Genomic DNA, 26,555 nt, shown 5'->3' on the forward strand with positions numbered 1-26,555 from the left:
GAGATCAACGTCCACCGCGAGGCGGCCTAACAGCCGACCTGGTTCTGGGCGGGACCGCATTTCTCCTGTGGGAGCGAGCCTGCTCGCGATGAGGCCAGCAAGCCCAACATCCATGTAACTGAACCACCGCCATCGCGAGCAAGCTCGCTCCCACATTCAATCTTCAGCGGACACAAAATTCATATCCAACACAGACCTCCTGTGGGAGCGGGCTTGCTCGCGAAGAGGCCGGCACATCCAACATCACCGCAAACTGACCCACCGCCATCGCGAGCAAGCTCGCACACAGGGGAAACGCGGTCCCACCCAGAACCAGGTCGGCTATCAGGCCGCCTCGTTTTTGCTTTTGATCTGGGGCGGCCCCGTTAACCACGCTGGCTGAACGAAGGTATTGCGCAGTGGGCAACCCGGCATGGATGCCGGGTTAGCCGCGCTGGGCCATGGATGGCCCTTCGCGGCGGCCCACGGAGCAATGCCTTCGTTCAGGCATGCCGAGCCTAAGCGAGGCACCGAGTGGTGGGGCATGAGCGTTTTGCTTACTTTTGCGCTTTTCAAAAGTGAGCCGCTGTAAGAGCGGAACCATAAGCCGTCGTTACGCAAAAAACGGATATACCCCCAAATCCAAGCCAAAAAAAATGGCACCTCCCATTTCTGAAAGAAGCGCCATTTTCTCTAAGTAAACAGCATTACCCCTGATGCGGAGGCATTCGCTGCTGCACTGGTGTTATTGAAACAACGACTCGCTCGACAAGCCGTTCTTCTCCAGAATCTCTCGCAAACGCTTGAGACCTTCAACCTGGATCTGCCTCACTCGCTCACGGGTCAAACCAATCTCCAAGCCTACATCTTCAAGCGTGCTGCTTTCATGGCCGCGCAAGCCGAAGCGGCGAATCACCACTTCCCGTTGCTTGTCGGTCAGCTCCGAAAGCCACTGGTCAATGCTCTGGGACAAGTCATCGTCCTGGAGCAACTCGCACGGATCGGTCGGACGATCATCGGTGAGGGTGTCGAGCAAGGTTTTATCCGAGTCCGGCCCCAGGGAAACGTCCACCGAGGAAACCCGCTCGTTGAGCCCAAGCATGCGCTTGACCTCACCTACCGGTTTTTCCAACAGGTTGGCGATTTCTTCAGGTGAAGGTTCATGGTCGAGTTTCTGAGTCAACTCACGGGCAGCCCGCAGGTAGACGTTCAGTTCCTTGACCACATGAATCGGCAACCGGATAGTCCGGGTCTGGTTCATGATCGCCCGTTCGATGGTCTGGCGGATCCACCAGGTGGCATAGGTCGAGAAACGGAAGCCGCGCTCAGGGTCGAATTTCTCGACAGCGCGAATCAGGCCCAGGTTGCCCTCTTCGATCAGGTCCAGCAGCGAAAGCCCACGATTGACATAACGTCGGGCGATTTTCACCACCAGGCGCAGGTTGCTTTCAATCATGCGTTTTCGGCCGGCCGGGTCGCCACTTTGCGACAGCCGCGCAAAATGAACTTCTTCCTCGGGGGAGAGCAGTGGCGAGAAACCGATTTCGTTGAGGTACAGCTGAGTGGCGTCCAGCGCCCGGGTGTAATCGATGTACTTATGTTGTTTAAGCGAAGCGGAGTGTCTGGATTTGGCACGAACGGAAGGTGGAGTCGCCCCTTCATCATTCGACATCGAATCCGTAGCGATGCCGGTCTCCATAAGGAGAACCTCATCGTCGATGTCAAACTCCGGCACTTCTTTACTGAGAGCCATTGTTATAGTCCTTTGGTGAGTTCGACCTCAAGCTCAAGCGACGCCTTTATCCTTGGCAACGCTGGAGCCTGTTCCCTCTACGTGACGGAACAGGCTGACAATCAAATCAACGTCGTGGCAGGAATTGCAGCGGATCGACTGGTTTACCTTGCCGGCGAATCTCAAAATGCAGTTTCACCCGGTCTGTTCCCGTTGATCCCATTTCGGCAATTGTCTGTCCGACTTTGACCTGCTGCCCCTCCCGAACCAACAGCCTGCGGTTGTGACCGTAGGCACTGACGTAGGTATCGCTGTGTTTGATGATCACGAGTTCGCCGTAGCCCCTCAAACCACTCCCGGCGTACACAACCGTGCCATCAGACGCGGCTAAAACAGGCTGTCCCAAATCCCCGGCGATATCAATTCCTTTATTCAAACTACCGTTTGAAGAGAATTTTCCAATGAGAACGCCATTAGAAGGCCATCCCCAGCCTGTCGGGGCAGGGCCTGCGGAAGGCGTCGGAGCGGGTGTCGATTTGCTCGCGACGGACGGTACTGTCGCCGTCCGTGCCCCCGTCGGCCGGCGAATAACCGTGGTTTTACTCGACGAAGAAGCCGTCGAACCCGACCGCGTCACCACTGCCGTAGGCGTTGAACCGCTACGGCCATCGAAGCGAATCGTCTGACCGGGGTGAATCGTATAAGGCGCAGGAATGTTGTTGCGCGCCGCGAGGGCTTTGTAGTCCCAGCCGTAGCGAAAAGCGATGGAATACAGCGTATCGCCGCGACGGACTACATATTGGCCGGTCGTAACTGTAGGACGTTGAGGCGCTGCACTGTTGCGATCGACAACCCGGACATTACCCGAAGGCGTACTGGAACATCCGACCAGCAAAGTGCTCAAGACAAGGCCAGTCACCAGGCGCTGAAAGCTTGTGATACCCATACGCTGCGCAATGACTGTGAGACTCACCCGCCGCTCCCTTTGTGGTGGCTGAAAAATTGGAAACTGCCTGTCCAGGCAGAACTCATACAAATATAGCTGGCAACGATTGCCCCTCTATTAATGAAGCGCAATGTGTCGCCGCACACGTTTGCTCGACGCCGTTGGACTCTGTTCAGCAAATCGGTGCTGCTGTAAGACACAGGCCCGGCCACGGAATTCAGCGTCTGTTTATAAATGCTCAGGCCAACGGCCCATTGAGTAACGGCACGAACCGCACCGCCCCCAGAACGTGTCGTGAAAAGCCGTGTTCTTCACGCACGATCAGCATCAGTTGCTGGACTTCACCGGAGCCCACCGGAATGACCAGTCGTCCACCGGGAGCGAGCTGATCCAGCAGGGCCTGGGGTACATCGGTAGCCACCGCGGTCACAATGATACCGTTGTACGGCGCCAGGGCCGGCCAACCTTCCCAGCCATCACCCCAGCGAAACACCACGTTGCGCAGGTTCAACTCCACCAGGCGTTCCTTGGCGCGATCCTGCAAAACCTTGATCCGCTCTACGGAAAACACCCGCTCGACCAGTTGCGACAACACCGCCGTCTGGTAACCCGAGCCAGTACCGATCTCCATCACCTTGTCCAGCGGCCCCGCCTCCAGCAGCAACTCGCTCATGCGGGCCACCATGTAAGGCTGGGAAATGGTCTGGTTGTGGCCGATCGGCAACGCCGTGTCTTCATAAGCGCGATGGGCCAGGGCTTCATCGACGAACAAATGGCGCGGCGTGCGGCGAATCACCTCCAGCACCTGGGCATTGGACAGGCCTTCTTCGTAGAGGCGCTGGATCAGTCGTTCACGGGTGCGCTGGGAGGTCATGCCGATTCCGCGGCGTAGCATATCGTCTTGCTCACGAGCCATCAGCGCAGACCCTCCAGCCAGCCATCGAGCGTCCGAAAGGCGTCGTTGAAGGTGCGGTCCAGTTGCAACGGCGTGATCGAGACATAACCTTGCATCACCGCATGGAAGTCAGTGCCCGGCCCGCCGTCCTCGGCATCACCGGCAGCGGCGATCCAGTAACCGGCCTTGCCGCGCGGGTCGACGACATGCATCGGCTTGGCCGCGCGGGCCCGGTGGCCCAGGCGAGTCAGCTGGATGCCACGGATGTGGTCGAGCGGCAGGTTGGGGATATTCACGTTCAGCACCGTGCGTGGCGGCAGGTCCAGCTCGCCATGGGCTTCGATCAGTTTGCGGGCGAAATAGGCGGCGGTCGGCAAGTTATCGACCTGCCGTGAAACGAACGAAAAGGCAAACGATGGCTTTTCCAGGAAGCGACCTTCCAAGGCGGCGGCAACCGTGCCGGAATACAACACATCGTCCCCCAGGTTGGCCCCCAGGTTGATACCCGACGCCACCATGTCCGGCTCACGCTCCAGCAAGCCGTTGAGGCCCAGGTGCACGCAATCGGTCGGGGTGCCATTGAGGCTGATGAAACCGTTATCCAGATAGCAGGGGTGCAACGGACGGTCGAGCGTCAGCGAGCTGCTGGCGCCGCTTTTGTCCTGGTCCGGGGCGATGACCACGCACTCGGCAAAATCCGCCAGCGCAGCATAAAGCGCGGCAAGACCGGGTGCAGTCACCCCGTCGTCGTTAGAAATCAGAATACGCATGGGCTGTCCGTCTGCCCCACCGGCACCAGATCGACGAGTTCGCGCACCAAGACAGTGGCGAAACATCCGGCCGGCAGGACGAATTCCAGTTGCAGAATGTCAGACTCGGGATAATGCCACGACAGCCCGCCAATGGGCAGTCGCAGGATGCGACGTTCGTGACTCATTCCCGCGTTTATCAACCAGTCCCGCAAATCGGCCTCGCCCGCAGCGATGGCTTGTTCGAGCTCGAACGTCGCGCCGGCGGCGGGCGAAGGTCCCTCGCCCCACTGCGGCCCGGTCGGGTGCAAGTCGAGAATGGCCAGGCGCGGGTCGCTGCACTCAGCCTCGCCGGCCGGGAAAAAACTGCGGCTGTCGGTGAAGGCGAGCAAATCGCCCACCTGTGCTTTCTGCCAGGTACCGTCGGCGACCCGCGCCGCCAGCACCCGGTTGAACAGAAAGCTGCGGGCGGTGGACAACAGCCGTGAGCGCACATTGCGCTGTTCCGGCAAGGCCTTGCGTGCCGCCCAGGACCGGGCATCGACGACATTGCCGCCGTCATGGCCGAAACGCTGGGCGCCAAAATAGTTGGGGATGCCTTGGCGGACAATCTCTTGCAGGCGCGCATCGATCGCCGCCGTGTCACCCTTGAATTGGGTCAGGCGCAAGGTAAAGCCATTGGCCGAGTGCGCGCCGCGTTGCAGCTTGCGCCTGTGGCGTGCGGTCTTGAGGATCTTCAGCGTGTCGTTCTCTGCCGCCGACAAGTCCGGATCGGCCTTGCCCGGCAATTGGACGCTGAACCACTGGCGGGTCAGGGCCTGACGATCCTTGAGCCCGGCGTAGCTGACGGTGCGCAACGGCACGCCGGCAGCCTTGGCGATTCGCCGCGCGGCTTCTTCGGTGTTCAAGCCACGTTTTTCAACCCAGATCCACAAATGCTCGCCATCGCCGGTCAACGGAATGTCGAGCACTTCATCGACCTGGAAATCTTCAGCGCTGGCCTTGAGTACCGCGCTGCCCAACGACTCGCCGTAGGCCCGCGGCCCCAACAGTTCCAGTTCGGTCATGGGCGCAGCAACAACGCAACGGAGTGGACGGCAATGCCCTCTTCGCGACCGACGAAGCCCAGCTTCTCGGTGGTGGTGGCTTTCACGTTCACTTGGTCCAACTCAACTTGAAGATCCTCGGCAATCAATTGGCGCATCGCTTCGATATGCGGCGCCATCTTGGGGGCCTGGGCAACGATGGTGTTGTCGACATTGCCGACTTTCCAGCCCTTGGCGTGGATCAGCGAGACCACATGACGCAGCAACACGCGGCTGTCGGCGCCCTTGAATTGCGGATCGGTGTCGGGGAAGTGCTTGCCGATGTCACCCAGGGCAGCCGCGCCGAGCAGTGCATCGCTCAAGGCGTGCAGCAGGACATCACCGTCAGAATGCGCGAGCAGCCCGAAGCCGTGTGCGATCCGCACGCCGCCCAGAGTAATGAAGTCGCCTTCAGCGAAACGGTGAACATCGTAGCCGTGGCCAATACGCATAAAAAAACGCCCCGATTTTTGTCAGGGCGTGATTCTACCTGCATTAGACGTTTAGAGCGCGCGCATGATGCTGCAAGTGGTCGTCAATGAAGCTGGCGATGAAGAAATAGCTGTGGTCGTAGCCCGGTTGCAGACGCAGTTCCAACGGATGGTCGGCAGCCTTGGTCGCCTGTTGCAAGGCTTCGGGCTTGAGCTGGTTGGCCAGGAAATCATCGCGATCGCCTTGGTCCACCAGCAGTGGCAGCTTCTCCTGCGCCTCGGCAATCAATGCACAGGCATCCCATTCCCGCCATTTCGAGCGGTCCTCTCCCAGGTAACGAGAGAAAGCCTTCTGGCCCCATGGGCAATCCATCGGATTGTTGATTGGCGAAAACGCCGACACCGAGCGGTAACGCCCCGGGTTGCGCAAGGCGCAGACCAGCGCGCCATGGCCGCCCATGGAGTGACCACTGATGCCGCGCCTGTCCGAGGCAGGGAAATGCGCTTCGACGAGTGTCGGCAATTCCTGCACCACGTAGTCGTGCATCCGATAGTGCCGCGCCCATGGATCCTGCGTGGCGTTCAGATAAAAGCCCGCCCCCAGGCCGAAGTCCCAGGCACCGTCCGGATCGCCCGGCACATCGGCGCCACGGGGGCTGGTGTCCGGCGCAACGATAATCAGGCCCAACTCGGCGGCCATGCGCTGGGCACCGGCCTTTTGCATGAAATTCTCGTCGGTGCAGGTCAGCCCGGACAACCAATACAGCACAGGCAACTTGCCGCCCTGCTCGGCTTGCGGCGGCAGGTACACGGCAAATACCATGTCACAACCGAGCACGTCGGAACGGTGCCGGTAACGTTTGTGCCAGCCGCCGAAGCTTTTCTGGCAGGAGATGTTTTCCAGACTCATGACCGACCTCAGAAATGGATAACGGTGCGGATGCTCTTGCCTTCATGCATCAGGTCGAACGCCTTGTTGATATCTTCCAGGCCCATGGTGTGGGTGATGAAGGTATCCAGCGGGATTTCGCCCTTCTCGGCCATTTCCACGTAGCTTGGCAATTCGCTGCGACCGCGCACGCCGCCAAAGGCCGAACCGCGCCAGACGCGCCCGGTCACCAATTGGAATGGACGGGTGGCGATTTCCTGGCCGGCGCCGGCCACGCCGATGATCACCGATTCGCCCCAACCCTTGTGGCAGCACTCCAGCGCGGCACGCATCAACTGGACGTTGCCGATGCACTCGAAGGAAAAGTCCACACCGCCGTCGGTCATATCCACGATGACTTCCTGGATCGGGCGGTCGAAGTCTTTCGGGTTGACGCAATCGGTGGCACCCAGTTGCTTGGCGATTTCGAACTTGGCCGGGTTGATGTCGATGGCAATGATGCGCGAGGCCTTGGCCTTCACCGCGCCAATCACCGCCGACAGGCCGATGCCGCCCAGGCCGAAGATCGCCACGGTGTCACCCGGCTTGACCTTGGCGGTATTGAGTACCGCGCCGATACCGGTGGTGACGCCGCAACCCAGCAGGCAGACTTTTTCCAGCGGGGCTTCTTTTTGAATCTTCGCGACGGAGATTTCCGGCAGCACGGTGTACTCAGAGAACGTCGAGGTACCCATGTAGTGGAAAATCGTCTCGCCCTTGTAGGAAAAGCGCGAAGTGCCATCCGGCATCAGGCCTTTGCCCTGGGTGGCGCGAATCGCCTGGCAGAGGTTGGTCTTGCCCGACTTACAGAATTTGCACTGGCCGCACTCCGGCGTGTACAGCGGGATCACATGGTCACCCACCGCGACAGAGGTCACGCCTTCGCCGATGGCTTCGACAATGGCGCCGCCTTCATGGCCCAGGATCGACGGGAAGATCCCTTCCGGGTCGGCGCCCGACAAGGTGTAGGCGTCAGTGTGGCAGACACCGGAAGCCACCACGCGCAACAGCACTTCGCCCGCCTTGGGCATGGCGACGTCGACTTCAACGATTTCCAGGGGTTTCTTGGCCTCGAAGGCAACGGCAGCGCGCGACTTGATCATCCGGATTCTCCAGCAAATAAAAACAAGACCGGGAGTGTAATCCTCCGCCGAACAATGAATAATCCAACCAAAAGCAAAACATTATTGCTGCACAGGGATAATCCTTCATGCCTGAGAACCGCTGGGAAGGTATCGATGAGTTTGTGGCCGTGGCCGAATGTAGCCAATTCACCGCTGCTGCCGAACGTCTCGGGGTTTCGTCTTCCCATATCAGTCGACAAATCGTACGGCTTGAAGAGCGCCTACAGACACGCTTGCTGTACCGCAGTACCCGCCGGGTAACACTGACCGAAGCCGGACAAACCTTTTTGCAGCATTGCCAGCGCCTGCAGGACGGACGCGAGGAAGCACTGCGAGCCGTCGGCGACCTGGCCAGCGAACCCAAGGGCATGCTGCGCATGACCTGCGCCGTGGCCTATGGCGAGCGATTTATCGTGCCGCTGGTGACGCGATTCATGGGGCTTTACCCGCAATTGCGGGTGGACATCGAGCTGAGCAATCGCCCTCTGGACCTGGTGCACGACGGCCTCGACCTGGCGATTCGCCTGGGTCGCTTGCAAGACTCCCGCCTGGTCGCCACGCGCCTGGCACCGCGGCGCATGTACCTGTGCGCTTCACCCTCTTACCTGGAACGCTACGGACGGCCCCATAGTTTGTCGGAACTGAGCCGCCACAATTGCCTGATCGGCAGCTCCGACATCTGGCAACTGGAGCAGAACGGGCGGGAATTTTCCCAGCGGGTACAGGGAAACTGGCGCTGCAACAGTGGGCAAGCGGTGCTTGATGCGGCGTTGCAAGGGGTGGGGTTGTGTCAGTTACCGGATTACTACGTGCTGGAACATTTGCACAGTGGTGCATTGATCTCGCTGCTGGAGGCTCATCAGCCGCCGAATACGGCGGTGTGGGCGTTGTACCCGCAGCAGCGGCACCTGTCGCCGAAAGTGCGCAAGTTGGTGGATTACTTGAAGGAGGGGTTGGCTGGGCGGCCGGAGTATCGGGGGTGACAGCGGTTTTTTGTCGTCTGGGGTGACGATCTAACGAGGAAACAGATCCGGTTTAATGCCGATTCGCCCACCGCTGGCGCAACCACTCCAGGTCTTCCGGCCGGGTGACCTTGATGTTATCCGCTCGCCCTTCAATCAACCGCGGTGCCTGCCCGGCCCACTCCATGGCGGACGCTTCGTCGGTAATCACCGCGTCTGCTACCAGGCTGTCGGCCAAGGCCCGATGCAAGGCGCCGAGACGGAACATCTGTGGTGTGTAGGCTTGCCAGATAACACTGCGGTCAACGGTTTCCAGCACGCGGCCGTGTTTGTCGACACGCTTGAGGGTGTCGCGCGCCGGGACAGCCAGCAGCCCGCCGACCGGATCGGTCGCCAACTCGCGGAGCAGTGTGTCCAGGTCGTCACGGGCCAGGTTGGGCCGGGCAGCGTCATGCACCAGCACCCAGTCATGATCGTCGGCGCCCTGCTCGTGCAGGTACAGCAAGGCATTGAGCACTGAATCCGAACGTTGCTCGCCGCCGTCGACGCGCTGGATGCGGGTGTCACTGGCGCAGGCCAGGGTCGGCCAGTAAGGATCATCGTGTGCAAGGCTGACCACCACGCCCTTGACGGTGGGATGATCGAGGAAACAGCCGAGGCTGTGTTCAAGAATTGTGCGTCCGCCCAACTGCAGGTATTGCTTGGGACGGTCCGCGGCCATACGAGCGCCAACGCCCGCGGCAGGAATCACGGCCCAGAAGGCCGGCAAACGGATACTCATTGGGCCAACTGGTAGAGGGTTTCGCCCTCCTTGACCATGCCCAGCTCATGTCGAGCCCGCTCTTCAACGGTCTCCATGCCTTTTTTCAGTTCTGTCACTTCGGCGTCCATCACCCGATTACGTTCCAGCAGCGCCTCGTTTTCGGCGTGTTGGTCGGCAATTTGCTGAGTCAGGTCGGCCACTTGCGCCAAGCTACCATTGCCCACCCACAGGCGGTACTGCAGGCCGGCCAGCAACAGGAGCAAGACAAGAAACAACCAATTGGGACTGCGCATCGAATATCAGGTATCCAGTGAAAAAAGACCGCCATGCCAAACTTTGAAGCGTCTGATAGCACGAAGCCTGGAAAACCCAGGCTTGTGCTTGATAAGGCATCAGATTAGAGGCAAAACCGTCGCCATGGCGACTTTTGCGACCTAATCCGCTGTCTTTTTACCATTTACCGCTTAACCACGAAACTCGGCGCGACCGTTGTACTTGGCCTTGCCATTCAATTGCTCTTCGATACGCAGCAGTTGGTTGTACTTGGAAACACGGTCGGAACGGCACAGTGAACCGGTCTTGATCTGGCCCGCCGCAGTGCCCACGGCCAGGTCGGCGATGGTCGAATCTTCGGTTTCGCCGGAGCGGTGGGAGATCACGGCGGTGTAGCCGGCAGCCTTGGCCATCTGGATGGCTTCCAGGGTTTCGGTCAGGGTGCCGATTTGGTTGAACTTGATCAGGATCGAGTTGGCGATCTTCTTGTCGATGCCTTCTTTCAGGATCTTGGTGTTGGTCACGAACAGGTCGTCACCCACCAACTGGGTTTTCTCGCCGATCTTGTCGGTGAGGATTTTCCAGCCGGCCCAGTCGGACTCGTCCAGGCCGTCTTCGATGGAGATGATCGGATAGCGTTCGGTCAGGCCCTTGAGGTAGTCGGCGAAACCTTCGGCGGTGAACACCTGGCCTTCGCCGGACAGGTTGTACTTGCCGTCTTCATAGAACTCACTGGCGGCGCAGTCCAGGGCCAGGGTCACATCGGTGCCCAGCGTGTAACCGGCGTTGGCCACGGCTTCGGAGATCACTTTCAGCGCATCTTCGTTGGACGCCAGGTTCGGTGCGAAACCGCCTTCGTCGCCAACCGCGGTGCTCAGGCCACGAGCCTTCAACACGGCTTTGAGGTGATGGAAAATCTCGGTGCCCATGCGCAGGCCTTCGGAGAAGGTCTTGGCGCCAACCGGCTGCACCATGAATTCCTGGATGTCGACGTTGTTATCGGCGTGCTCGCCGCCGTTGATGATGTTCATCATCGGCACCGGCATCGAGTAGACACCCGGGGTACCGTTGAGGTTGGCGATGTGGGCGTACAGCGGCAGGTCCTGGTCCTGGGCGGCAGCCTTGGCAGCGGCCAGGGACACGGCGAGGATCGCGTTGGCGCCCAGGGTGGCTTTGTTTTCGGTACCGTCGAGCTTGATCATCGCGTGATCGAGGGCTTTCTGGTCGGCAGGATCCTTGCCCAGCAACAGGTCGCGGATCGGACCGTTGATATTGGCGACGGCTTTGAGCACGCCCTTGCCCAGGTAACGGCTCTTGTCGCCATCACGCAGCTCCAGCGCTTCGCGCGAGCCAGTGGAAGCACCGGACGGCGCGCAGGCGCTGCCGATGATACCGTTGTCGAGAAGCACGTCCGCTTCAACAGTGGGGTTGCCACGGGAGTCGAGAACTTCACGACCTTTGATGTCGACGATTTTTGCCATTGTTGTAAACACTCCAAAGTTGACTAGAACGTTGCAGAAAACTTGCTCACCCTCAGCTGCGATTCAGCCAAAAGAGACCGAATGGGAGCGCTTCGCACGCCAGCGGGAGCAAGCTCCCTCGCCACAAGAGCACGGCTTGCCGGCGATGGGGCCCTCAAGGACGCCATCGCTGGCAAGCCATGCTCGCGCAAGAGCAGTGCGGCCAGCGGGCCAGAGCGATAATCGAGCGATACTTTACCGGAGAAAACCGCGTTACGCGGTTTCTATCGTCGGAAAACTCTTGACCAGTTCGTCCAACGCCTTGAGCTGAGACAGGAAGGGTTCCAGCTTGTTCAAACGCAAGGCACAAGGGCCATCGCACCTGGCGTTGTCTGGATCGGGGTGGGCCTCGAGGAACAGACCGGCCAGGGACTGGCTCATGCCCGCCTTGGCCAGATCGGTGACCTGGGCGCGACGACCGCCGGCGGAGTCGGAACGACCACCGGGCATCTGCAAGGCGTGGGTCACGTCGAAGAACACCGGGTATTCGAACTGCTTCATGATGCCGAAGCCGAGCATGTCCACCACCAGGTTGTTGTAGCCGAAGCTCGAACCACGCTCGCAGAGGATCAACTGGTCATTTCCAGCCTCTTCGCACTTGCTCAGGATGTGTTTCATTTCCTGGGGCGCGAGGAACTGGGCTTTCTTGATGTTGATCACCGCACCGGTCTTGGCCATCGCGACCACCAGGTCGGTCTGGCGCGACAGGAAGGCCGGCAACTGGATGATGTCGCAGACCTCGGCGACGACCGCGGCCTGGGCAGGCTCGTGGACGTCGGTGATGATCGGCACGCCAAAGGCTTGCTTGATGTCCTGGAAGATCCGCATGCCTTCTTCCAGGCCCGGGCCACGGTAGGACGTCACGGAGGAACGGTTGGCCTTGTCGAAGCTGGCCTTGAACACATAAGGGATACCCAGTTTCTGGGTAACCTTCACGTACTCCTCACAGACCTGCATCGCCATGTCGCGGCTTTCCAGCACGTTCATGCCACCAAACAGCACCATGGGCTTGTCGTTGGCAATCTCGATGTCGCCGACGCGGATGATCTTCTGGGCCATCGTCTTATGCCTTTTTCTGGTGTTGAGCCAAAGCGGCCTTCACAAAACCGCTGAACAATGGATGACCGTCCCGTGGCGTCGAGGTGAACTCAGGGTGGAACTGGCAGGCGACGAACCATGGGTGATCCGGGGACTCGACCACTTCGACCAGCGCGCCGTCACCGGAACGACCGGAGATCTTCAGGCCGGCCTCGATCAGTTGCGGCAGCAGGTTGTTGTTCACTTCGTAGCGATGACGGTGACGCTCGACGATCACATCCTTGGCGTAGCAATCGTGCACCTTGGAGCCGGCTTCGAGCAGGCACTCCTGGGCACCGAGACGCATGGTGCCGCCCAGGTCAGAACTTTCGGTACGCACTTCCACCGCGCCGGTGGCATCTTCCCACTCGGTGATCAGGCCCACGACCGGATGGCCACTGGCGCGATCGAACTCGGTGGAGTTGGCGTCTTTCCAGCCCAGCACGTTACGAGCGAACTCGATGACCGCCACCTGCATGCCCAGGCAGATACCCAGGTAAGGCACCTTGTTTTCGCGAGCGTATTGCACGGCAGTGATCTTGCCTTCCACGCCCCGCAGGCCGAAGCCGCCCGGCACGAGGATCGCATCGGCGCCTTCGAGCAGGCCGGTGCCCTGGTTCTCGATGTCTTCGGAATCGATGTAGCGCAGGTTGACCTTGGTGCGGTTGCTGATGCCGGCGTGACTCATCGCCTCGATCAGCGACTTGTAGGCGTCCAGCAGTTCCATGTACTTGCCGACCATGGCGATGGTGACTTCGTGCTCCGGGTTGAGCTTGGCATCGACCACGGCGTCCCACTCGGACAGGTCGGCACTGGCGCATTGCAGGCCGAAGCGCTCGACGACGAAGTCGTCCAGGCCCTGGGAGTGCAGGATGCCCGGGATCTTGTAGATGGTGTCGGCGTCTTCCAGGCCGATGACCGCGCGCTCTTCAACGTTGGTGAACTGGGCGATCTTGCGACGCGACGAGATGTCGATCGGGTGATCGGAGCGGCAGATCAGCACGTCTGGCTGCAGGCCGATGGAGCGCAGTTCCTTGACCGAGTGCTGGGTGGGCTTGGTCTTGGTTTCACCGGCGGTGGCGATGTACGGCACCAGTGTCAGGTGCATCAGCATCGCGCGCTTGGCGCCGATTTCGAAACGCAACTGGCGGATCGCCTCGAGGAACGGTTGGGACTCGATGTCGCCCACGGTACCGCCGATTTCGACCATCGCCACGTCGGCATCGCCAGCACCCTTGATGATGCGGCGCTTGATCTCGTCGGTGATGTGCGGGATGACCTGGATGGTCGCGCCCAGGTAGTCACCGCGACGCTCCTTGCGCAGCACGTGTTCGTAGACACGGCCGGTGGTGAAGTTGTTGTTCTGGGTCATGGTCGTGCGGATGAACCGCTCGTAGTGGCCCAGGTCCAGGTCGGTCTCGGCGCCGTCGTGGGTGACGAACACTTCACCGTGCTGGAACGGGCTCATGGTGCCCGGGTCAACGTTGATGTACGGGTCCAGCTTGAGCATGGTGACCTTAAGTCCCCGCGCCTCCAGGATGGCCGCCAATGAAGCCGAGGCAATGCCTTTCCCCAATGAAGAAACAACACCGCCCGTGACGAATATGTAGCGCGTCATGAAAAACCCTAGAAGTCTGCGTTAAAGCGGTCCGAGCCGCCGGGGAAAGCGAAGGAAGGCCGAAGCCCCCGATCACCTGCATTAATCACAGTGCACCTTTCAAAAAAACCGCCGCGTTGGGACAGACCGGAAGTGAAATCACCGGTACGTTGCTCGCTACACATTTTTTGGAATCGCCCAGCAAAGACTGCTTGGTAATCGGCAACTCCTGCAATTCAGGCGAATCCACAGAAGTTGTATCAAGAAGGGAGCGTAGTCTACCGGAAAGCCCCTTTCAGCTCAAACCCAGATCTTGGCTTCCTGGCGTCCAGATCAATTGCCAACTGCCATCAGCCTGTGCATCGAGCCCAGCCAGGTTGGCCACCGCCAGCAATTGCTCGCCCTGATAGAGCAGCGGCAATCGACCGCGAACGAACGCCGGCACCGCCTTTTCATTGAGCAAACGCTTGAGGTCACGGTGACCACGCCCCGCTAACGCCATCACCTCGCCGCCTTGACGATAGCGCACGCTAAGCGGCCCCGCAGGCGGCGTGCCGTCGAGCACCACCCGGCCATTGTCCGGCAAGCGCAATGCAACCGCCGGATCGGCCCAGTCGACGGCGCCTGGCAGGGAACATAGCCAGTGGTCGGATAACCACCAGACCCGTCCGGCGGCCCGGTGCAGCTCGCCACCGGCCAGGCGCCAGATCGGCCGGGCATCGTCGGCGGCATCGCGCAACGCGTCCCAGCCCGACCAGTGATCGGTGTCGGGCAGCAGGGTCATCGGTGCCAACCAGTGGCTCAAGGCATTGCGCTGACGGGCCGGCGACAACGCCCGCAGAGGCGCCAGCGCCAGGGATTGCAGCCCGAGCCAGTCGAACGCGCCCGGAGTCGCGGCCTGGGCCAGGTCGATTCGTGCCAAATCGTCCAGCAAACCTTGGGCTTGCCCCATGTGCGCAGCGCTGCGCGCCAAGGTCGTCGAGGCTTGGGGCCATTGCTCGGCCAGCACTGGCAAAACCCGCTGGCGCAGGTAGTTGCGCGCGTACCGGTGGTCGTCGTTGGACGGGTCTTCGATCCAGCGCAAGCCCTGTTGTGTCGCATAGGCCTCCAGCTCGGCACGGGACACATCGAGCAAGGGTCGCAGCAAATGCCCAAGGCCCAAAGGACGCTGGCGCGGCATCGCCGCCAACCCCCTCACCCCTGCCCCCCTTAGCAGGCGAAACAGCAGGGTTTCGGCCTGATCGTCGCGGTGCTGGGCCGTGAGCAGCACTTCATTGCCGTGCAGTGCCGCCACAAAGGCTTCATAGCGCGCCTCCCGGGCGGCACGTTCGACGCTGGCACCGGGCCGGACTTGCACATTAATCACTTGCAACGGCACCCCAAGGCCCTCGCAGACCAAGCGACAATGGTCCGGCCATGCATCAGCCACAGCCTGAAGGCCATGATGGATGTGGAGGGCGCTTAGCGCTGGCAGGGGATGGGTTTTCGCAAGGGTCGCGAGCAGGTGCAGCAGGACGGTGGAGTCGAGGCCGCCGGAGAAGGCGATGCGCCAGGTGACGGCGTTGCGCCAGGGAGAGAGTTGGGTGAGCAGGCGGGCGGGCAGATCGTTGCTTGTGTTCATGGGTTTCAGCCTTGGCACAAATCAAATGTGGGAGCGGGCTTGCTCGCGAAGGCGGTGAATCAGTCAACACATGGGTTGAATGTTAAACCGCTTTCGCGAGCAAGCCCGCTCCCACATTGGCTCCCCACAACAGCTGGAAGCCTGGTCAGATCAGAGACCGTAGCTCATCAACCGCTCGTAGCGACGAGCCAGCAGCGCTTCGTTGTCGAACTTCTTGAGCATCGACAGTTGCGAGCTCAGCTCGGCACGAATCAGCGCCGCTGCCGCAGCCGGGTCGCGGTGAGCGCCGCCGACTGGCTCGTTAATCACTTTGTCCACGATGCCCAGGCCTTTGAGACGCTCGGCGGTAATGCCCATGGCCTCAGCGGCATCCGGCGCCTTCTCGGCGGTTTTCCACAGGATCGAGGCGCAGCCTTCCGGCGAGATCACGGCATAGGTGGAATATTGCAGCATGTTCAACTGGTCGCAGACACCGATGGCCAGCGCACCGCCGGAACCACCTTCGCCAATTACAGTGGCGATGATCGGGGTTTTCAGGCGCGCCATGACGCGCAGGTTCCAGGCAATCGCTTCGCTCTGGTTGCGCTCTTCGGCGTCGATGCCCGGGTAGGCGCCCGGCGTGTCGATGAAGGTCAGGATCGGCATCTTGAAGCGCTCGGCCATTTCCATCAGGCGGCATGCCTTGCGGTAGCCTTCCGGACGCGGCATGCCGAAGTTGCGGCGCACCTTCTCGCGCACTTCGCGGCCTTTCTGGTGGCCGATAACCATCACCGGCTGGTCGTCCAGGCGGGCGACACCGCCGACGATCGCGGCGTCGTCGGAGAAGTGACGGTCGCCATGCAGCTCATCGAACTCGGTGAAGATGTGGTCGATGTAGTCCAGGGTATAGGGACGACGTGGATGACGCGCCAGGCGGGCGATCTGCCAACTGGTCAGCTTGCCGAAGATGTCTTCGGTCAGCGTGCGGCTTTTGTCCTGCAGACGAGAGATTTCATCGCCGATATTCAGCGAATTGTCATTACCGACCAAGCGCAACTCTTCGATCTTGGCTTGCAGGTCGGCGATCGGCTGTTCGAAATCTAGAAAATTCGGGTTCATAGGCGTCCGTCTTGGGTCGACGTCCAAGAGAGCTTGGGCCGGCCGGTTGTCTATTCGCGCCTACCTTAAGGGAGAGGCGCGTTCAGGTCGAGATTAAAAATTCGGGTCGAGATCAGGAGGCATTCCGGTTTCAAGAATGGCCCCTGGCCGTCAACGGTATTGGAGGAAGACGTTGTCTTTGCCGAACTGGTCACGCAAGGCTTGAATCAACGCGTCCGCCGGATCGATCCGCCAGCCTTCGCCGAACTGCAGCACAGCCTTGGCGTCGGGGCGCATGTACTCCATGGTGATTGGGCATGCACCGCGATGGCGCTTGAACAATTCGCCCAACCAGCGTAGCTGATCGCCCTTGAGGTCCTGGGTCTGCAACTTCAGGCGCAGGCTTTCGGCCAGGTTGGTACGGGCATCCTCCATGCTCATCACCCGCTTGACCCGCAGGCGCAGGCCACCGGAAAAGTCATCGTTGCTGACCTCGCCTTCCACCACCACCATCGCGTCGGTCTGCAACAGCGACTGCGCCGAGTGGAACGCATCGGCGAACAATGAGGCCTCGATGCGCCCGGAGCGGTCGTCGAGGGTGATGAAGCCCATCTTGTCGCCCTTTTTGTTCTTCATCACCCGCAGGGCGATGATCATGCCGGCGACGGTTTGGGTGTCGCGCGCCGGCTTGAGGTCGATGATGCGCTGGCGAGCGAAGCGGCGGATCTCGCCTTCGTATTCGTCGATCGGGTGACCGGTGAGGTACAGGCCCAAGGTGTCTTTCTCACCCTTGAGGCGTTCCTTGAGGGTCAGTTCCTTGGCCTTGCGATGGTTGCCGTAGACATCGGCGTCTTCCTCGACGAACAGCCCGCCAAACAGGTCGGCGTGGCCGCTGTCATGGGTGCGGGCAGTCTGTTCGGCGGCCTTGATCGCCTCCTCCATCGCCGCCAGCAACACCGCGCGGTTGCGGTCGATGTTGGCCTGGTAGGCCTTGGGCTCATCCTGGAAGTAAGGGCCCAAGCGGTCCAACGCGCCACTGCGGATCAAACCGTCGAGGGTGCGCTTGTTGATGCGCTTGAGGTCAACCCGGGCGCAGAAATCGAACAGGTCCTTGAACGGCCCGTCCTGGCGCGCTTCGGTAATGGCCTCCACCGGCCCCTCGCCCACGCCCTTGATCGCGCCCAGGCCATAGATGATGCGGCCTTCGTCGTTCACCGTGAACTTGAACTCCGAAGCGTTCACGTCCGGTGCGTCGAGGCGCAACTTCATGGTCCGCACTTCTTCGATCAAGGTCACGACCTTGTCGGTGTTGTGCATATCCGCCGACAGCACGGCAGCCATGAACGGCGCCGGGTAGTGCGCCTTCAGCCAGGCGGTCTGGTACGACACCAGGCCATAGGCGGCGGAGTGGGATTTGTTGAAGCCGTAGCCGGCGAACTTTTCCACCAGGTCGAAAATGTTACCGGCCAGGTCAGGGTCGATGCCGTTGGTGGCGCACCCCTCAATGAAACCGCCGCGTTGCTTGGCCATCTCCTCGGGCTTTTTCTTACCCATGGCCCGGCGCAGCATGTCCGCGCCGCCGAGGGTATAACCGGCCATGACCTGGGCAATCTGCATCACCTGTTCCTGATACAGGATGATGCCGTAGGTCGGTGCCAGCACCGGTTTCAAGCCTTCGTACTGATAATCGGAGTGCGGGTATGCCAGCTCGGCGCGCCCGTGCTTGCGGTTGATGAAGTCATCCACCATGCCCGATTGCAGCGGGCCCGGACGGAACAGGGCCACCAGTGCGATCAGGTCTTCCAGACAGTCGGGCTTGAGCTTTTTGATCAGCTCCTTCATGCCCCGGGATTCAAGCTGGAACACTGCCGTGGTTTCGGCTTTTTGCAACAGGCTGTAGGTCGGCTTGTCATCCAGCGGAATAAAGGCAATGTCCAGCGGTGCTTCGCCGACCTTGGCCCGGTCACGGTTGATGGTTTTCAGCGCCCAGTCGATGATGGTCAGGGTCCGCAGACCGAGGAAGTCGAACTTCACCAGCCCCGCCGCCTCGACGTCATCCTTGTCGAACTGGGTGACCAGGCCGTCGCCCTCTTCATCGCAATAGATCGGCGAGAAGTCAGTCAGCTTGGTCGGTGCGATCACCACGCCCCCGGCGTGCTTGCCGACGTTACGCACCACGCCTTCGAGCTTGCGGGCCATCTCCCAGATCTCTGCGGCTTCTTCGTCGACCTTGATGAAGTCCCGCAGGATTTCTTCCTGCTCGTAGGCTTTTTCCAGGGTCATGCCGACTTCGAACGGAATCATCTTCGACAGACGATCCGCCAAACCGTAGGACTTGCCCTGCACCCGCGCCACGTCGCGTACCACCGCCTTGGCGGCCATGGAACCGAACGTGATGATCTGGCTCACCGCGTTGCGGCCATATTTCTCGGCCACGTAGTCAATCACCCGGTCGCGACCGTCCATGCAGAAGTCGACGTCGAAGTCGGGCATCGACACCCGTTCCGGGTTGAGGAAACGTTCGAACAGCAGGTCGTATTCCAACGGGTCGAGGTCGGTGATCTTCTGCACGTAGGCCACCAGCGACCCGGCACCCGATCCACGGCCAGGGCCCACCGGCACGCCGTTGTTCTTGGCCCACTGGATAAAGTCCATCACGATCAGGAAGTAACCGGGAAAGCCCATCTGGATGATGATATCCAGCTCGAAATTCAACCGATCGACATAGACCTGGCGCTTGGCTTCGTAATCTTCGGTGGTGTCCTTGGGCAGCAGGACACTGAGGCGATCCTCAAGGCCGTCGAAGGACACCTTGCGGAAATACTCGTCGATGGTCATGCCATCGGGAATCGGGAAGTTGGGCAGGAAGTGTTTGCCCAGTTTCACTTCGATGTTGCAGCGCTTGGCGATCTCGACCGTGTTTTCCAGCGCCTCGGGCAGGTCGCTGAACAGCTCGGCCATTTCCTCGGCGCTCTTGAGGTATTGCTGGTCGCTGTAGTTCTTCGAACGGCGCGGGTCATCGAGGGCCCGGCCCTCACCGATGCAGACGCGGGTCTCGTGGGCTTCGAAATCTTCCTGCTTGATGAAGCGCACATCGTTGGTCGCCACCAGCGGCGCGCCGATCCTGTCGGCCAGGGCGACGGCGGCGTGCAGGTGCTCTTCGTCATTGGGACGGTTGGTGCGCTGCACTTCGATGTAGAAGCGATCCGGGAACACCGCCATCCAGTCGCGGGCCAGCGTCTCGGCTTCTTCAGGGTTGCCGCTGAGCAGGGCCAGGCCGATTTCCCCCTCCTTGGCGGCCGACAGCATGATCAGCCCTTCGCTGGCCTCGGCCACCCACTCGCGCTCGATGATGATCGAGCCGTTGCGCTGGCCGTCGATAAAACCACGGGAGATCAGTTCGGTGAGGTTGCGATAGCCCAGGGCGTTCATCACCAACAGGCTGATACGGCTCAGCGGGGCGTCCGGGTCCTTGTTCGACAGCCACAGGTCGGCGCCACAGATCGGCTTGATCCCGGCGCCCATGGCGGCCTTGTAGAACTTGACCAGCGAACACATGTTGTTCTGGTCGGTGACCGCCACGGCAGGCATGTTCATGCCCACCAGGGTCTTGACCAGGGGCTTGATCCGCACCAGACCGTCGACCAGGGAGTATTCAGTGTGCAGGCGTAGATGAACGAATGAAGCCGGCATAGTGATCCTGCGTTAAGTCATGAAAACAACAAGGCCCGGATTGTACCGGGCCTTGGGTAAAACATGTAGGAGCTGTCGAAGCCTGCGATCTTTCACTCTCGACTCAATCGGCAGCGGAAAGATCGCAGCCTCGCTTCGCTCGACAGCTCCTACAGGGCATGGCAGGGCATTGCGACGCTTTCGTCACATCCTTTCGATCAAGCCATCACGGGCTTCATAAGCCAGCCGCACCGGGGCGAACGAACGCCTATGGATCGGCGTTGGCCCAAGGCGCGCCAGGGCCTCCAGATGAACGGGGGTCGGGTAGCCCTTGTGGCTGCCGATGCCATAGCCCGGGTAGATCAACTCGAAGGCGCTCATTTCCCGGTCACGGCTGACCTTCGCCAGAATCGAGGCTGCTGCGATCGCTGGCACCTTGCCGTCGCCCTGGATCACCGCTTCGGCGCGCATCGACAATTTCGGGCAGCGATTGCCATCGATCATCGCCAATTTCGGCGTGATGTGCAGGCCCTGCACGGCACGCTGCATGGCAAGCATGGTGGCGTGCAGGATATTGAGTTCATCGATTTCTTCGACTTCGGCCCGGGCGATGCACCAGCTCAGGGCTTTCTCGCAGATCTCGTCGTAGAGCTTTTCGCGACGGGCTTCAGTGAGCTTCTTCGAATCGTTGAGGCCCAGGATCGGCCGCTTCGGGTCGAGAATCACCGCCGCCGTCACCACCGCGCCGCACAACGGGCCACGCCCCACTTCATCGACACCGGCCACCAGTTCTTCCACTTCGGCGACCAGGTTGAAATCCAGGCCCATCTGTAGCTTTGGGTTGCTCATGGTTTTGCGCCAATCAGGGTCAGTACCGCGTCAGCTGCCTGGTTGGAAGCATCACGACGCAAGGTACGGTGGATTTCGTCAAAGCCCCGGGTCTGTTCCTCGCCGCCATCAATCAAGGGCAACAGCGTGGTGGCCAGCGCATCGGCGCTCGCCTCGTCCTGCAGCAGTTCCGGCACCAACAAGCGCTGGGCCAACAGGTTCGGCAACGACACGTAGGGACTCTTGACCATGCGCTTGAGAATCCAGAACGTCAGCGGTGCCAGGCGATAGGCGACCACCATCGGGCGTTTATACAACAGCGCTTCAAGGGTAGCAGTGCCGGAGGCAATCAACACGGCATCGCAAGCCGCCAACGCCTCATGGGAACGACCGTCGAGCAGCGTCACCGGCAAATCGCGACCGACCAGCAACGCTTCCAACTGGGCGCGACGCTGCGCGCTGGCACACGGCAGGACAAAACGTACACCGGGGCGCAGCGCCCGAAGTCGCTCGGCGGCGTCGAAAAACAGGCCGCCCAGGCGACTCACTTCGCCGCCCCGGCTGCCGGGCATCAAGGCCACCAGCGGTCCCTCGGGCAAGCCCAACGCCTGGCGGGCCGCGTCGCGGTCGGCTTCCAGGGGAATAGTATCGGCCAGGGTGTGACCGACAAACCGCACCGGCACACCCTTCTCTTCGTAGAACCGGGCTTCGAACGGCAGCAGCGTCAGCATCAGGTCGCAACCTTCGCGAATCTTCAGCACCCGCTTCTGCCGCCAGGCCCAGACCGACGGGCTGACGTAATGCACGGTCTTGATACCGGCCTGACGCAACTTGAGTTCGATATTGAGGGTGAAATCCGGCGCATCGATGCCGATGAACACATCCGGTTTTTCGTCGATCAGGGTCTGGATCAGTTTCTTGCGCCGGGCCAGCAGCTCGCGCAGACGACCGAGCACTTCCACCAGGCCCATCACCGACAGGCGTTCCATCGGGAAGTAGGACGTCAGGCCCTCGGCCTCCATCAACGGCCCGCCAACGCCAATGAATTCGACAGCGGGATGCTGCGCCTTGAGCGCGCGCATCAAACCGGCGCCCAGAATGTCACCGGAAGCCTCTCCCGCCACCAGTGCAATACGCAAGTTAGCCATGGTCAGCGAGTGATGCCGCGGGTCGAAGACTGGATGGAGTCGCGGAAGATCGCGACTTCCGGGTATTGCGCCGAAGCCTCGGCCAGTTCGGCGAGTGCTTGCTCGACCGTCAGGCCCTGGCGATACACGACCTTGTAGGCACGACGCAGCGCCGTAATCGCCTCTTCGCTGAAACCACGACGGCGCATGCCTTCGAAGTTCATGCTGCGGGCTTCGGCCGGGTTGCCGAACACCGTGACATAGGCCGGGACGTCCTTGCCGATGGCAGTGCCCATGCCAGAGAAGCTATGGGCGCCGATATGGCAATACTGGTGCACCAGGGTGAACCCGGACAGGATCGCCCAATCATCCACATGCACATGGCCGGCCAGCGCCGTGTTGTTGACCAGGATGCAATGGTTGCCAATCACGCTGTCATGGCCGATGTGCGCATAGGCCATGATCAGGTTGTGGTCGCCCAGGGTCGTTTCGGAACGATCCTGAACGGTGCCACGGTGAATCGTCACACCTTCGCGGATCACGTTGTGATCGCCGATGACCAGACGGGTTTCTTCACCTTTGTACTTGAGATCGGGCGTGTCCTCGCCTACCGAAGAAAACTGGTAGATGCGATTGTGCCGACCAATCCGGGTCGGTCCCTTGAGAATTACGTGGGGACCGATCACCGTACCCTCGCCGATTTCCACACCTGCGCCGACAATCGACCACGGGCCGACCTCGACATCGGCGGCCAAAACGGCCGTCGGATCGATGATTGCGCGAGGGTCAATCAAACTCATAGCTTGCGTTCCGCACAGATGATTTCAGCGGAGCAGACTGGCTTGCCGTCGACCGAAGCCTGGCATTCGAACTTCCAGATCTGGCGCTTGCAACTGATGAACTTGGCTTCGAGGATCAACTGATCGCCCGGGGTGACCGGTTGACGGAAGCGCAGTTTGTCGGAACCGACGAAGTAATAGAGCGTGCCGTCGGCAGGCTTTACGTCGAGCATTTTGAAACCAAGGATCCCGGCAGCCTGAGCCATCGCCTCGATGATCAATACGCCCGGCATGATTGGATGCGCGGGGAAGTGACCATTGAAGAACGGCTCGTTGATGCTGACATTCTTGTAGGCGCGAATGCGCTTGCCTTCAACGTCCAGGTCCACCACCCGATCCACCAGCAGGAACGGGTAACGGTGAGGCAGGTATTCGCGAATCTCGTTGATGTCCATCATTTCGGGGGGAAGCCTATGTAAAGATTGGAAGCGCACGAGTGACGCGCACTCCGCTAGCAAATCAAGAAGCCCTAACGGCTGTGCACACTTGATATGGAAATGGTATCAGCCATCTGATGAAGCATTACCGCCAGGGGTCACGTCCCCTACACGCTTTTCCACCTGCTTCAGACGTCGCGCGATGTCGTCGAGCTGACGGATACGGGCCGCGCTCTTGCGCCATTCGGCTGCTGGCTGCATCGCCGTACCGGAAGAATAGGCACCCGGCTCGGTAATCGAGTGAGTCACCATGGTCATCCCGGTCAGGAACACGTTGTCACAGATATCGATATGACCCACCAGCCCCACGCCACCGGCGAGCATGCAGTGCTTGCCGATCTTGGTGCTGCCGGAGATGCCCACGCAGGCGGCCATGGCGGTGTGGTCACCGACCTGGACGTTGTGGGCGATCTGGATCTGGTTGTCGAGCTTGACGCCATTGCCAATGACCGTGTCGGCCAGGGCACCGCGGTCGATCGCGGTATTCACGCCAATCTCCACGTCATCGCCAATGGTGACGCCGCCGACCTGGGCAATTTTCTGCCAGATGCCTTTCTCGTTGGCAAAACCGAACCCTTCGCCGCCCAGCACTGCGCCGGACTGAATCACGACCCGCTTGCCGACGCGCACATCGTGATACAGGGTGACCCGTGGTGCCAGCCAGCCACCTTCGCCGATCTCGCTGCGCGCACCAATGACACAATGGGCACCCAGCGTGACGCCGGCACCGATTCGTGCCGCGCTTTCGATGACCACGAACGGGCCGACGCTGGCCGTGGGGTCAACCACGGCATCTGCCGCGATCACTGCGCTGGGGTGAATACCGGCAGCCGATTTCGGCTTGGGATCGAACAGATGGGAAACGCGGGCATACGCCAGGTACGGATCGGGCACGATCAGGGCATCGCCGGCAAACCCATCGGCGTCAGCGGCCTTGAGCAATAGCGCGGCTGCCCGGCTGTCGGCCAGGTATTTGCGGTATTGAGGATTTGCCAGAAAGCTCAACTGAGCTGGGCCAGCCTCTTGCAAAGTGGCTAGCCCAGTAATTGCCTTCTCCGGGTCGCCACGCAGGGTGGCGCCGAGGAACTCGGCCAACTGGCCGAGCTTGATAGTCGCTGTCATGGATTACTTCAGCTGATTCATGCGCTCGATCACCTGGCGCGTGATGTCGTATTGAGGCTTGACATCGATCACAGCGCCACGCTCGAACACCAGGTCAAAACCACCTTTCTTGATGACTTCTTCCACGGCTCGGTCGAGTTTAGGCTTGAGTTGCTTGAGCATCTCGCGGTCGGCAACAGCTTTCGCTTCGTTCAGCTCCTTGGACTGGAACTGGAAGTCACGGGCCTTTTGCTTGAATTCAAGCTCCAGACGCTCGCGCTCACCCTGGGCCATCTTGTCGCCACCGGCTACCAGACGATCCTGAATGCCCTTGGCGCTGCTTTCCAGGCCCTTGAGCTTGGTCAGTTGCGGGCCGAATTTCTTCTCCGCATCCACGGCATATTTCTTCGCCGCGTCGGATTCCAGCAGGGCCATCTGATAATTCAGCACGGCGATCTTCATGTCGGCAAAAGCCGGACCTGCGACCAGTAAGGTCGCCAGGAGAACCAATTGAGTCAACTTACGCACGATGTACTCCTACAAAATCCATTGTCGTTATCTTGGGTCAGACGCTTAGAACGTCTGGCCGAGGGAGAATTGGAACACTTGGGTTTCAGCGTCATCCGGTTTCTTGATCGGCATCGCCAATGCGAAGCTCAAGGGGCCCAGTGCGGTGACCCAGGTCACGCCCACACCCACGGAACTGGCCAGGTTGCTCAGGCTGATGTCGTTGCACTTTGTGTTGGACTTGGTGCCGTTGGCGTTGGTGGTGTCGCTGCAACTGGAGTCGAAAACGTTACCCACGTCCCAGAATACCGAGGTACGCAGGGAACGTTGATCCTTGACGAACGGCATCGGGAACAGGATCTCGGCACCGCCCTGAATGAGGACGTTGCCACCGAATGGCAGTGGATCCTGGTCCGGGTCTTTAATGGTCCCCGGGTTGGTGCCCTGGCTCGGCGTACTGCGCGGGCCCAAGGTACTGTCCTTGAAGCCACGCACCGAGTTGAAACCACCGGCGTAGTAGTTCTCGTAGAACGGCAGGCCATCGGTCGAACCGTAGCCGTCGCCATAGCCCAGTTCGGTGTGCAGGCGCATGGTGTAGTTGTCGGTCAACGGCTGGAACAGCTGGCCACGATAGTCAAGTTTGAAGAACGACAGGTCACTGCCTGGCGTAGTCGTTTCCAGAACCAGGCTCTGGGAATGACCACGGGTCGCTAGTACGCCCTTGTTCAGGGTCGACTCGGACCAACCGGCAGACGCCTTGAAGTTCAGGTAGCTATCACCTTCCTTGTTAACGAAGTCAAAGATCTCGTCAACGGTGTACTTGCCCGTGTTGATCTTGTCCTGTTGGGCGGTGAGGCCGAAGGTCAGGCGCGAAGTCTCGCTGATCGGGTAACCCACGTTGGCACCGACACCGTAGCTGTCCACAGCATAGCTGGAGATATCGGAATCGAGCTCGTCATAGTCGGTGGTGCGATAGAAGGCGTTGTAGCCCAGGCTCACACCATCAGCGGTCCAGTACGGGTCCACATAACCGAAGTTGTAGCGGGTCTGGTACTCACTGCGGGTCAAGCCGACGCTGACCCTGTTACCGGTACCCAGGAAGTTGTTCTGGGTGATCGAACCACCGAGGATCAAACCGGCGCTCTGGGCAAAACCGACACTGGCGGTGATCGAGCCGGAAGCCTGCTCTTCGACGCTGTAGTTCACATCGACCTGGTCATCGACGCCCGGCACGGCCGGGGTCTCGACGTTGACTTCCTTGAAGAAGCCCAGGCGCTCCAGGCGG

The 26,555-nt window shown here is 60.5% G+C and carries 24 protein-coding genes; 1 reads left to right on the forward strand and 23 read right to left on the reverse strand.

Features of this window, described 5'->3' with window-relative positions; all coding sequences use genetic code 11:
• Window positions 1–724: 724 nt before the first annotated feature.
• From rpoS to AC09SL_RS29080, 8 genes are all read right to left on the reverse strand, one after another.
• Complete coding sequence (rpoS, locus tag AC09SL_RS29045; protein ID WP_058542184.1) at window positions 725–1,732, reverse strand: RNA polymerase sigma factor RpoS; 1,008 nt, start codon at window positions 1,730–1,732, stop codon at window positions 725–727.
• Between the two features lie 106 nt (window positions 1,733–1,838).
• Window positions 1,839–2,684: a peptidoglycan DD-metalloendopeptidase family protein gene (locus AC09SL_RS29050; protein WP_081264542.1), complete on the reverse strand. Its 846-nt coding sequence runs from the start codon at window positions 2,682–2,684 to the stop codon at window positions 1,839–1,841.
• 211 nt (window positions 2,685–2,895) lie between these two features.
• Window positions 2,896–3,531, reverse strand: a complete 636-nt coding sequence (locus AC09SL_RS29055; RefSeq protein WP_175360805.1) for a protein-L-isoaspartate(D-aspartate) O-methyltransferase — start codon at window positions 3,529–3,531, stop codon at window positions 2,896–2,898.
• A gap of 41 nt (window positions 3,532–3,572) precedes the next feature.
• Complete coding sequence (gene surE / locus AC09SL_RS29060) at window positions 3,573–4,322, reverse strand: 5'/3'-nucleotidase SurE (protein WP_058542186.1); 750 nt, start codon at window positions 4,320–4,322, stop codon at window positions 3,573–3,575.
• The gene (gene truD / locus AC09SL_RS29065) at window positions 4,310–5,368 is read right to left on the reverse strand and encodes a tRNA pseudouridine(13) synthase TruD (protein ID WP_058542187.1); all 1,059 of its coding nucleotides are present in this window, start codon (window positions 5,366–5,368) and stop codon (window positions 4,310–4,312) included. Before truD ends, surE begins: the two co-directional genes overlap by 13 nt.
• Window positions 5,365–5,838: a 2-C-methyl-D-erythritol 2,4-cyclodiphosphate synthase gene (gene ispF, locus AC09SL_RS29070; RefSeq protein ID WP_003184863.1), complete on the reverse strand. Its 474-nt coding sequence runs from the start codon at window positions 5,836–5,838 to the stop codon at window positions 5,365–5,367. The genes truD and ispF overlap by 4 nt, the downstream gene beginning before the upstream one ends.
• Before the next feature lie 43 nt (window positions 5,839–5,881).
• The gene (gene fghA, locus AC09SL_RS29075) at window positions 5,882–6,727 is read right to left on the reverse strand and encodes an S-formylglutathione hydrolase (RefSeq protein ID WP_058542188.1); all 846 of its coding nucleotides are present in this window, start codon (window positions 6,725–6,727) and stop codon (window positions 5,882–5,884) included.
• Window positions 6,728–6,735: 8 nt separating this feature from the next.
• A complete protein-coding gene (locus AC09SL_RS29080) occupies window positions 6,736–7,848 on the reverse strand; it encodes an S-(hydroxymethyl)glutathione dehydrogenase/class III alcohol dehydrogenase (RefSeq protein ID WP_058542189.1) in 1,113 nt (370 codons plus the stop codon).
• Window positions 7,849–7,955: 107 nt separating this feature from the next.
• Between AC09SL_RS29080 and AC09SL_RS29085 the strand changes: the two genes are divergently transcribed.
• Entirely contained in the window at window positions 7,956–8,852 is an 897-nt protein-coding gene (locus tag AC09SL_RS29085; RefSeq protein WP_058542190.1) for a LysR family transcriptional regulator, read from the forward strand.
• Between the two features lie 52 nt (window positions 8,853–8,904).
• Here AC09SL_RS29085 and ispD read toward each other — a convergent pair whose 3' ends face one another.
• From ispD to bamA, 15 genes are all read right to left on the reverse strand, one after another.
• Entirely contained in the window at window positions 8,905–9,612 is a 708-nt protein-coding gene (ispD, locus tag AC09SL_RS29090; RefSeq protein WP_058542191.1) for a 2-C-methyl-D-erythritol 4-phosphate cytidylyltransferase, read from the reverse strand.
• Window positions 9,609–9,887 carry a cell division protein FtsB gene (ftsB, locus tag AC09SL_RS29095; protein ID WP_003184873.1) on the reverse strand — a complete coding sequence of 93 codons (279 nt, stop codon included), beginning with the start codon at window positions 9,885–9,887 and terminating at the stop codon, window positions 9,609–9,611. The genes ispD and ftsB overlap by 4 nt, the downstream gene beginning before the upstream one ends.
• 171 nt (window positions 9,888–10,058) lie before the next feature.
• Window positions 10,059–11,348, reverse strand: coding sequence for a phosphopyruvate hydratase (gene eno, locus AC09SL_RS29100; RefSeq protein ID WP_058542192.1), 1,290 nt, complete (start codon window positions 11,346–11,348; stop codon window positions 10,059–10,061).
• Window positions 11,349–11,600: 252 nt separating this feature from the next.
• A complete protein-coding gene (gene kdsA, locus AC09SL_RS29105; RefSeq protein ID WP_058542193.1) occupies window positions 11,601–12,446 on the reverse strand; it encodes a 3-deoxy-8-phosphooctulonate synthase in 846 nt (281 codons plus the stop codon).
• A gap of 4 nt (window positions 12,447–12,450) precedes the next feature.
• Window positions 12,451–14,082 (reverse strand): CTP synthase, encoded by a 1,632-nt coding sequence (locus AC09SL_RS29110; protein WP_058542194.1) that lies wholly within the window; start codon window positions 14,080–14,082, stop codon window positions 12,451–12,453.
• Window positions 14,083–14,356: 274 nt separating this feature from the next.
• Window positions 14,357–15,682: a tRNA lysidine(34) synthetase TilS gene (gene tilS, locus AC09SL_RS29115; protein ID WP_058542195.1), complete on the reverse strand. Its 1,326-nt coding sequence runs from the start codon at window positions 15,680–15,682 to the stop codon at window positions 14,357–14,359.
• A gap of 150 nt (window positions 15,683–15,832) precedes the next feature.
• On the reverse strand, window positions 15,833–16,780 hold the full coding sequence (locus tag AC09SL_RS29120; protein WP_003198261.1) for an acetyl-CoA carboxylase carboxyltransferase subunit alpha: 948 nt from the start codon (window positions 16,778–16,780) through the stop codon (window positions 15,833–15,835).
• 150 nt (window positions 16,781–16,930) lie between these two features.
• Window positions 16,931–20,452, reverse strand: a complete 3,522-nt coding sequence (gene dnaE / locus AC09SL_RS29125; protein ID WP_058542196.1) for a DNA polymerase III subunit alpha — start codon at window positions 20,450–20,452, stop codon at window positions 16,931–16,933.
• Between the two features lie 183 nt (window positions 20,453–20,635).
• Window positions 20,636–21,280, reverse strand: coding sequence for a ribonuclease HII (gene rnhB / locus AC09SL_RS29130; RefSeq protein WP_058542197.1), 645 nt, complete (start codon window positions 21,278–21,280; stop codon window positions 20,636–20,638).
• Window positions 21,277–22,407 (reverse strand): lipid-A-disaccharide synthase, encoded by a 1,131-nt coding sequence (lpxB, locus tag AC09SL_RS29135; RefSeq protein ID WP_064107119.1) that lies wholly within the window; start codon window positions 22,405–22,407, stop codon window positions 21,277–21,279. Before lpxB ends, rnhB begins: the two co-directional genes overlap by 4 nt.
• Window positions 22,408–22,409: 2 nt before the next feature.
• On the reverse strand, window positions 22,410–23,186 hold the full coding sequence (lpxA, locus tag AC09SL_RS29140; protein WP_053118863.1) for an acyl-ACP--UDP-N-acetylglucosamine O-acyltransferase: 777 nt from the start codon (window positions 23,184–23,186) through the stop codon (window positions 22,410–22,412).
• A complete protein-coding gene (gene fabZ, locus AC09SL_RS29145; RefSeq protein ID WP_003184897.1) occupies window positions 23,183–23,623 on the reverse strand; it encodes a 3-hydroxyacyl-ACP dehydratase FabZ in 441 nt (146 codons plus the stop codon). Before fabZ ends, lpxA begins: the two co-directional genes overlap by 4 nt.
• Window positions 23,624–23,728: 105 nt before the next feature.
• The gene (gene lpxD / locus AC09SL_RS29150; protein WP_058545769.1) at window positions 23,729–24,784 is read right to left on the reverse strand and encodes a UDP-3-O-(3-hydroxymyristoyl)glucosamine N-acyltransferase; all 1,056 of its coding nucleotides are present in this window, start codon (window positions 24,782–24,784) and stop codon (window positions 23,729–23,731) included.
• 3 nt (window positions 24,785–24,787) lie between these two features.
• A complete protein-coding gene (locus tag AC09SL_RS29155) occupies window positions 24,788–25,291 on the reverse strand; it encodes an OmpH family outer membrane protein (protein WP_058545768.1) in 504 nt (167 codons plus the stop codon).
• Window positions 25,292–25,336: 45 nt separating this feature from the next.
• The coding region (gene bamA, locus AC09SL_RS29160; RefSeq protein ID WP_479571971.1) for an outer membrane protein assembly factor BamA at window positions 25,337–26,555 on the reverse strand (1,219 nt) is incomplete at its 5' end.

It is taken from the genome of Pseudomonas sp. PF05, assembly GCF_056521845.1.

What these genes read in the sequence shown, in the direction of transcription:
- rpoS (WP_058542184.1), bottom strand. Translation starts at nt 1,732, where the DNA reads ATGGCTCTCAGTAAAGAAGTGCCGGAGTTTGACATCGACGATGAGGTT.
- AC09SL_RS29055 (WP_175360805.1), bottom strand. Translation starts at nt 3,531, where the DNA reads ATGACCTCCCAGCGCACCCGTGAACGACTGATCCAGCGCCTCTACGAA.
- surE (WP_058542186.1), bottom strand. Translation starts at nt 4,322, where the DNA reads ATGCGTATTCTGATTTCTAACGACGACGGGGTGACTGCACCCGGTCTT.
- truD (WP_058542187.1), bottom strand. Translation starts at nt 5,368, where the DNA reads ATGACCGAACTGGAACTGTTGGGGCCGCGGGCCTACGGCGAGTCGTTG.
- ispF (WP_003184863.1), bottom strand. Translation starts at nt 5,838, where the DNA reads ATGCGTATTGGCCACGGCTACGATGTTCACCGTTTCGCTGAAGGCGAC.
- fghA (WP_058542188.1), bottom strand. Translation starts at nt 6,727, where the DNA reads ATGAGTCTGGAAAACATCTCCTGCCAGAAAAGCTTCGGCGGCTGGCAC.
- AC09SL_RS29080 (WP_058542189.1), bottom strand. Translation starts at nt 7,848, where the DNA reads ATGATCAAGTCGCGCGCTGCCGTTGCCTTCGAGGCCAAGAAACCCCTG.
- AC09SL_RS29085 (WP_058542190.1), top strand. Translation starts at nt 7,956, where the DNA reads ATGCCTGAGAACCGCTGGGAAGGTATCGATGAGTTTGTGGCCGTGGCC.
- ispD (WP_058542191.1), bottom strand. Translation starts at nt 9,612, where the DNA reads ATGAGTATCCGTTTGCCGGCCTTCTGGGCCGTGATTCCTGCCGCGGGC.
- ftsB (WP_003184873.1), bottom strand. Translation starts at nt 9,887, where the DNA reads ATGCGCAGTCCCAATTGGTTGTTTCTTGTCTTGCTCCTGTTGCTGGCC.
- eno (WP_058542192.1), bottom strand. Translation starts at nt 11,348, where the DNA reads ATGGCAAAAATCGTCGACATCAAAGGTCGTGAAGTTCTCGACTCCCGT.
- kdsA (WP_058542193.1), bottom strand. Translation starts at nt 12,446, where the DNA reads ATGGCCCAGAAGATCATCCGCGTCGGCGACATCGAGATTGCCAACGAC.
- AC09SL_RS29110 (WP_058542194.1), bottom strand. Translation starts at nt 14,082, where the DNA reads ATGACGCGCTACATATTCGTCACGGGCGGTGTTGTTTCTTCATTGGGG.
- tilS (WP_058542195.1), bottom strand. Translation starts at nt 15,682, where the DNA reads ATGAACACAAGCAACGATCTGCCCGCCCGCCTGCTCACCCAACTCTCT.
- AC09SL_RS29120 (WP_003198261.1), bottom strand. Translation starts at nt 16,780, where the DNA reads ATGAACCCGAATTTTCTAGATTTCGAACAGCCGATCGCCGACCTGCAA.
- dnaE (WP_058542196.1), bottom strand. Translation starts at nt 20,452, where the DNA reads ATGCCGGCTTCATTCGTTCATCTACGCCTGCACACTGAATACTCCCTG.
- rnhB (WP_058542197.1), bottom strand. Translation starts at nt 21,280, where the DNA reads ATGAGCAACCCAAAGCTACAGATGGGCCTGGATTTCAACCTGGTCGCC.
- lpxB (WP_064107119.1), bottom strand. Translation starts at nt 22,407, where the DNA reads ATGGCTAACTTGCGTATTGCACTGGTGGCGGGAGAGGCTTCCGGTGAC.
- lpxA (WP_053118863.1), bottom strand. Translation starts at nt 23,186, where the DNA reads ATGAGTTTGATTGACCCTCGCGCAATCATCGATCCGACGGCCGTTTTG.
- fabZ (WP_003184897.1), bottom strand. Translation starts at nt 23,623, where the DNA reads ATGATGGACATCAACGAGATTCGCGAATACCTGCCTCACCGTTACCCG.
- lpxD (WP_058545769.1), bottom strand. Translation starts at nt 24,784, where the DNA reads ATGACAGCGACTATCAAGCTCGGCCAGTTGGCCGAGTTCCTCGGCGCC.